The sequence below is a fragment of the Actinophytocola sp. NPDC049390 genome (assembly GCF_044466355.1).
Taxonomy (GTDB): Bacteria; Actinomycetota; Actinomycetes; order Mycobacteriales; family Pseudonocardiaceae; genus Actinophytocola.
Window position 1 is genome coordinate 1 of sequence record NZ_JBITMQ010000045.1, and the last position, 4,772, is coordinate 4,772.

Below are 4,772 nucleotides of genomic sequence, written 5' to 3' on the forward strand. Positions count from 1 at the left end.
CCGGAACCGACCCGGTACCGCGACGCGGCTGGGACGTGGCGGGACATCGACCCGAGGGTGCGTGAGTCCGCCAGGGACGGGTACCGGTATGTGAGTGACCGGAATGGTTTCGCGGTGCGGTTCGGGGAGCGGACTGATCGGCTGGTGCGGTTCGAGCACGCGGGCCGGCAGGTCGCGCTGGGAATCGATACCGCGACGCGGAGTGTGACGCCGAGGGTGGATGGCGCGTCGGTGACGTATCCGGGGGTGTTTCCTGGGGCGGATGTGCGGTATGTGGTGACGGCGGAGGGGGTGCGGAAGAACATTGTTTTGGCGGGGCCGGTGGAGAATCCGGAGTTCCGGTTCACGATGCGGTTGGCGGGGGTGACGGCGCGGGCGGAGTCGGACGGTTCGATCAAGTTTTTTGATGTCCGGTCGCCGGAGTCTCCGCCGGTGTTCACGGTTCCGGCGCCGTTTATGGTGGATTCTTCGGGTGATCGCCGTGGGGGTTTCAGTGACAGGGTGACGCAGACCGTTGAGCAGCGTGGCGCGGATTTTGTTGTCACGGTGAAGGCGGACGAGGAATGGTTGGGGAGTAGCGACCGGAAGTTTCCGGTGGTGGTGGATCCGACGATCCGGGTGGAGCCGACTCCGACGACGGGTAAGGACGCGCAGATCTGGTCGGACACACCGAACCGCGCGGACGGCGGTTGTGTGATCGCGAACGCGGATGTTTGTTACCGGTTGTCGGTAGGTACGGATGAGTACACCTCGGGTGGTGTGCAGCGGTTTGGTATCGCGCGGTCGTTGCTGGAGTTCGATGTGTCGGTGGTGCCGGCGGGGACGGCGCTGACCGGTGCGGTGATGCGGTTGTATTACGACAACGAGCTGCACACGAACGCGAATTCGGTGACGTTCCAGTCGCGTCAGGTGACGGCGGAATGGGATGAGGACACGGTAACGTGGAATTCACTGGGGTCGAATGTGTCGCAGGTGGCGGGGTTGTCGACACCAGTGAAAGCGGCGGGGGCACCGGCGCATGTGTGGCATGAGTTTGATATCAGGAATATCGCGCAGGGCTGGGTGGGGGCGCCGTCGGCGAATCACGGTGTGATCGTGAAGGCGTTGTCGAATCTGGAAACGATCGGCCGGGGCGGGGTGATTTATCAGGCGGCGGAGTACGAATACAACGGGGAGACGGTGAACCGGCCGAAGCTGGTGTTGTCGTGGGGCCGCCCGTCGGTGGATCTGCGGCCGCCGGAGACGATCACCGCGACCGGTGCGGTGCTGGCGTGGCCTGCGTATGTCCCGGATGACCCGGACCCTGCCGACCCTGGCGATGATGTGGTGGAGCTGCAGGTCCACCGGGCGGTGTTCCAGACGTTCACGCCGTCTCGCTCGACGTTGGTCGCGCCGCTGGCGACGTCGGCGACGGGGTTCACGGACACGACCGCGGTGCCGACACCGGCGGATTCACCGGAGCCTTTCGGGAACGCGTTCTACTACATGGTGGCGGCGAAAACCCGTGCCGGGCAGCTGATCCCGGGCCCCACACAGCTGGTCAGGTTGCCGAAGGCTGGTTTGGTGCAGCAGGTGATCACCGGAGCGGTCGCGGACACCACGATCGCCTCGGCGCAGCCGACCACGAATCTGGATGCGCTCGCGGGGAAGCCGTGGCTGATGGTGGGCAACAACTCCGGCACCTATGGGAACACCCGCGCGGTCATGAAGTTCGACCTGTCGCGGCTGCCCGCGAATGCGCGGATCATGGACGCGGACATGACCGCGTGGGGGTTCTACTCCAACGGCTCTGGCGCGACGTTCGACGCCCACGTCCTGTCGAAACCGTTCGTGGAGACGCAGGCGACGTGGGCGCGGGCCTCGACCGCGACGGCGTGGACGAGCGCGGGCGGTGATTTCGGTCCGCTGCTGGATCAGGTGGTGGGGATCCAGGACAAGCCGTTCATGCATATCTGGGAGAACGCGGCGGTGGTGCAGGGCTGGGTGGACAACCCGGCCACGAACCACGGCTACCTGCTCAAGGTCCGCAACGAGGCAGGTACGGCCAAGCAGCGGGTGCTGATGCTGTCCAGCGAGGCCCCCGAAGTCCGGCTACGCCCCAGCCTGACGGTCACCTACACCGCGCCCACTGCGGAGCTGACGTATCACGCGCCGGACACGCCGACGGTGCGGATGGTGTCCGACGAGCAGCGCACCGTCCCCGTGACCGTCACGAACACCACGACGACGACGTGGCGGGCGGCGGACTACGCCCTGTCGCAGAAGTGGTCCCTGCCGGACGGCACGGACATCACCGGCACGAACCGGATCGACACCGCCCTGCCCACCGACATCGCGCCGGGGCAGACGGTCACGGTGGCGGCGAACGTGAAGACCACCTTGCAGGGTGTCGAGAACAACATGCGTGAGCAGCAGGTCCTGTCCTGGGATCTGCGGAACAAGACCACCGGTGCGTGGCTGTCCGCGTCGGGTGGGCCGCCGGCGTTGCCGCAGAACGTGTCGGTGGAGGACCCGACCTCGGATCAGCTGGGGCTGGAGAAGTTCTACTCCTACACCGGGACGGCGACGGGTGCGGGCTCGAATCTGCTGGTGAACCAGTATGCGGGGAACGTGGTGTTCTCTTACGACGCGTTCACCAATCCGGGCCGTGGCCTGAACACCTTCCTCCGGTTGACCTACAACTCCCTGGACACGGCCACCACGACCTCCGGTTACGGCTGGTCCCTCGCGGCGTCCGGGCTGGTGCGGTTGGGTGCTTCGCTTGAGTTGCATCCGAAGGGGCAGGACTATCCGTCGCGGGTGACGTTGCCGGACGGGGACGGCACCACCCATGTGTTCCTGCTGGACAAGCACGACTCCACCGACCCCGCGGCATGGACCTACGTCAGCCCCAAGGGTGTGCACCTGTATCTGCAGCGCAGGGCGGGTGCGGACACGTCGCGGCGGTGGGTGATGACCTCACCGGACCGCACCGAGTTCTGGTTCGACACCGAAGGCTGGCTCTCGGCGATCCGGGACCGCAACGGCAACGAGCAGTCCTTCACCTACACCGAGCGCAAGTCGAACAACCAGCCGCGGAAGTTCCTCGCCTACGTCACCGACCCAGCCGGGCGGCAGACGATGGTGCTCGACTACTACACCAAGACCGACACCCAGAACCCGCACATCATCGACCAGATCAAGACGGTCCGCGACATTTCCGGCCGGACCCTGACGTTCGCCTACAGCGACAAGGGCCTCCTGACCGACGTGGTCGACGGGGCAGGCAGTTCGCAGCCGAAGCCGTTCCATTTCGACTACGACGCCACGCAGGGCAACAAGAACGTCAAACTCGTGCGCGTCACCGACCCGCGCGGCAACGACACCAACCTGACCTACTACACCGCCCCGGTGGATCCGCAGGACAAGTGGAAGGTCCACACCATTCGCGATCGGCGGGACAACGTCACGACGTTCGCCTACACCGACCCGGACGGCCCGCAAGACGCCGAGATGGACGTGGTCGTCACGGACGCGGAGAGCAATACGACCCGCTACCACATGGACGGGTTCGGCCGCCCGGTCACCTCGCTCAACGCCAAGAACGAGACCACCACCCTGACCTGGGACGCCGACCACAACGTGGTGTCGCTCACCGAAGCGAACGAGGCGGTCTCCACGTGGCGGTACGACCCGAAGACCGGGTATCCCCTCGAAATCCGGGACGCCGAGGCCGTCGCGAACAACACCCCGCCCACGGCCCTGACCTATCAGACCGGACTCGGTGGCTACACCGCTGAACTCGCCAGCAAGACCAGCCCCGAGGGCCGCAAGTGGGTGTTCTCCTACGACCCCAAGGGCAACCTGACCCACGTCACCGACCCCAAGGGCGTTGCCACCCCCGAGGTGGGGGACTACCAGACCGTCTACACCTACGACCAGTACGGCCAACTCGCGACGGTCACCGACGCCAACAGCAACACCACCACCTACGGCGACTACCACCCGAACGGGCTGCCGCGCAGCACCACCGATCCGCTGACTCACACCTCGACGATGGTGCTCGACCCGCGCGGCAACCCCACCTCCCTCACCGACCCACGCGGCAAGACGTCCAGCGCCACCTACGACACGTTCGGCCGTCCACTCGAGACCCGGGTCCCGAAGGACCAGGCCGCGGGGGAGTACATCACCACCCTCGCCCCGGTCTACGACCCGAACGACAACATCGAGCAGGCCACCGCCCCCAACGGCGCGGTCACCACCGCGACCTACGACCCCATGGACCAACCGGTCACGGTCACCGCCCCGAAGGACACCCCGACCGGACCGGCGCGGGTGTCCGCGTTCGGCTACGACAAGGTCGGCAACCTCCTCACCCAAACTCAACCGCTGGGCACCCTCACCCCGACCGACCCGAACGACTACGTCACCCGCTACACCTACGACCCCATCTACCAGCTCACCGACACCGTCGACGCCGCCGGCAACAAAACCACCTACCGGTACGACAACGTCGGCAACGTCACCACCATCGTCGACCCGCGGAAGAACGCCACCGCGGACACCGAGGACTACACCGCGAAGGTCACCTACGACCGCAACCACCGGCAACGCACCGGCACCGACCCGGACGGCAACATCACCAGCGTCGACTACGACCGCGACAGCAACGTCGTCACCCAAACCGACGCGGAGAACAACGCCACCACCCTGGTCTACGACGAACGCGCGAGCCTTGTCGAGGCCCGGGTTCCGCACAAGACCGGGATCACCCGCACCACGAAGTTCGT

At 66.1% G+C, this 4,772-nt stretch carries 1 protein-coding gene; it reads left to right on the forward strand.

Annotated features, from left to right (window positions below; translation table 11 throughout):
• Positions 1-114: 114 nt before the first annotated feature.
• The coding region (locus ACIBVP_RS45690) for a DNRLRE domain-containing protein (protein WP_396112821.1) at positions 115-4,772 on the forward strand (4,658 nt) is incomplete at its 3' end.